The 2,540-nt window shown below is 57.4% G+C and carries 2 protein-coding genes; both read right to left on the bottom strand.

Translation table 11 applies throughout. The features are described from left to right. Positions 1–746 precede the first annotated feature (746 nt). Positions 747–923, bottom strand: coding sequence for a hypothetical protein (locus tag X733_RS1000000171220; RefSeq protein ID WP_348625885.1), 177 nt, complete (start codon positions 921–923; stop codon positions 747–749). A 1,386-nt stretch (positions 924–2,309) separates the two neighbouring features. Then, the coding region (locus X733_RS1000000170450; protein ID WP_023820458.1) for a VanZ family protein at positions 2,310–2,540 on the bottom strand (231 nt) is incomplete at its 5' end.

The following is a 2,540-nucleotide window of genomic DNA, read 5'->3' as shown; positions in this document are numbered from 1 at the left end:
AGCAGCAGCGAATTGCGATAGATCGAATTTTGGCCGGTGTCGCGTTGCGCGGCAGTGTGAGTTTGTGAACTGGAGTCTGTCATAGCTCCCTCTCCCTATTGGGGGCGGAAGCATGTTGATCGCTCACAGCCGACGGACGCCCTTGGAGTTGCCGTCGATGGCACACTCTATGCCTGCGGACCGCGGATGTCCCATTCTTAATTTAATTGCATTGATCGGCCCGAGCCAACCTTTGGCGCGCCCGCGCTAAGACGGCATTCAGATTCTCCAGGAATTCGTCATCACTTTTCGTTGACAAACCGCGTTGTCGAACGCGAGTGACAATGCGCTCCTGGAGTGAAACCGCTGTCTCATAGTGGTCCACGATCAGCTGATATGAAGCGTTCACTGGGGCGGATTCGAAGAGCTGAGCCATTGTGGCAATGTAGTTCCAAGATGATGAGAGTCGATGCGGCCGCTGCTTTGCGTAACAATCGTACAATGTGCTCAAGAATGTGCGGTTACCTGATCTATACGGCCTATCCGGAGGTGGTGTGGAATTCTGCTGACTTAGCAGCACGGATAGAACTCGTGATCCGCCACGCAGCACGCGCCAGATAGACCAATAGGGCGTAACTAGCGACGCGAGCGCCGCCGCTGCGATGCAGTGAGCCGAATGCGCCGAGGCCCATCAACTTCCACAGGGTCACCTCGGCAGTGGCCGCCTCACCCCGGTCATGTCTTCGCTGAAGGATTTCACCGCTTCTTCAGCCTTGGCAAAACGCTGCACCAGCTTGTCGGTCTTGGCGTACATCTTCGATCGGCTGGCGGCTGGGCGCTGCTCGGATTGCTCGTAAGAGAGCGCGGCTCAAGCATCGCTGTCGTTTAATGTCGCGCCGGATCTCGGTTGCGTCTCGCGAACGCCCTCCATGGACGCCCTTCATCGTTGGGCCACCAGGGTCTTTCTTGTTGTCTGAATAGCCGCCTTCGCGCGTGAGCACCTTGGCAGGCGCTTTCTTTTCGCGCGAAATTGCCACCGTTTTAAAGCGGGAGGGTCGGGATGCAGGTTTTCGATGACATCGAGGCGCTGCTGGATGCGGGTGAAGCCTCGACGGCACTTAAGGAAGTGCGGGCGCTGGTGCATCAATTTGGGCGCGGGTCCAGTGTCTTGGCGGGCGCGATCGACGACCTCATTATCGACCTGTCGACGCTATCATTCGTCGCCGATGCTTACGGAGACCGNCTTGGCGGGCGCGATCGACGACCTCATTATCGACCTGTCGACGCTATCATTCGTCGCCGATGCTTACGGAGACCGTGTCGCAGAGGCGGCGAGCATGCTGGCTCGAAAAAGACTATTGAAGATCAAGTTGCTCGCACCTCGTCAGAACGTGGAAGCGGTCAGCTAGAGATTGGTGGTCGCTACCAGAAACGTGTCGACCTGCTCGGTGCTCCGAGCGCATCGAAACCTCTCGCCATCATCGGTTCCGTATGGACGAAAGAGCCGCCTGACCCTGCGACCAGATGAAAGCTTGGACTTGCGGCAGACCGCAAGCAGTTGGAGCTTGAATTGNGAATTGCCGACACACTCTCAGGAACCGTTGCCGGGATCGCACTCCATTGGTCGTCGGCCCAGATCCGGCGCGCCTCGCTTAAGGTGCCGGTCGAATATGGCCAGCTTCTCTTCGTAGCCGAGCCGCACTCTGGACCTGCAGCTATCGCATTTGAAACCGGCAATCGTTTTCAGCCAGGATCCCCTTCTCACCATAGGGCGTGAACAGGAGGGGCACTGGAATTCTAAAGGTACGTCGCGCAGTTCATTTGATAGAGGCACTGTGCATGTTCTCCTCAGCGGCACGGCCACTGCAACAAAGTACNTTGAAACCGGCAATCGTTTTCAGCCAGGATCCCCTTCTCACCATTGGGCACGAACAGGAGGGGCATTGGAATTCTATAGGTACGTCGCGCAGTTCATTTGATAGAGGCACTGTGCATGTTCTCCTCAGCGGCACGGCCACTGCAACAAAGTACAAGGAGAAATGTTTCCGGGTTCGGCCATTTGCTCGAAAGAATCGGACCTAAGTCTAAATGGTGAGCGGCCCTGAAACCCATTCGCCTTGGTGTCGGCCTTTGCGTCGGAAATTGAAAATAGCGAGGGTTCGAGGGCGGCCCCGGGCGTGAGGCTGGCAAGTGGGCCAAGACGGCGGCGGTAAGGCGGAGCCTGTGGCGATCAAATAACCGGTTCCCCTAGAATCTCGTTCACCCAGCTCATAGTTCTCAGCCCGTATGCCATTCCGGCGCAGTCGGCAAACCAGTCGAAGACACTCATGTCACGNGTATGCCATTCCGGCGCAGTCGGCAAACCAGTCGAAGACACTCATGTCACGCCCTGTGACGCATTGAAGGATTTCGATCGCTGCGCCCGTTAAAGCAAGTAGAACCGCCAGCCGGACCACCTGTTGGGGCCAGCCGAGGCTACCCCAAGCCGACAAGGTGGCGAACGCGGCGGCGTGGTTGAGCTTGTCGTGATGAGACGTAAAGGCCAATCCGAGGGCGTGCAG

Origin of the sequence: Mesorhizobium sp. L2C066B000 (genome assembly GCF_000502335.1) — a bacterium.
Classification (GTDB): domain Bacteria; phylum Pseudomonadota; class Alphaproteobacteria; order Rhizobiales; family Rhizobiaceae; genus Mesorhizobium.
This window is presented reverse-complemented; position numbering and strand designations above follow the sequence as displayed.

What these genes read in the sequence shown, in the direction of transcription:
- X733_RS1000000171220 (WP_348625885.1), bottom strand. Translation starts at nt 923, where the DNA reads ATGAAGGGCGTCCATGGAGGGCGTTCGCGAGACGCAACCGAGATCCGG.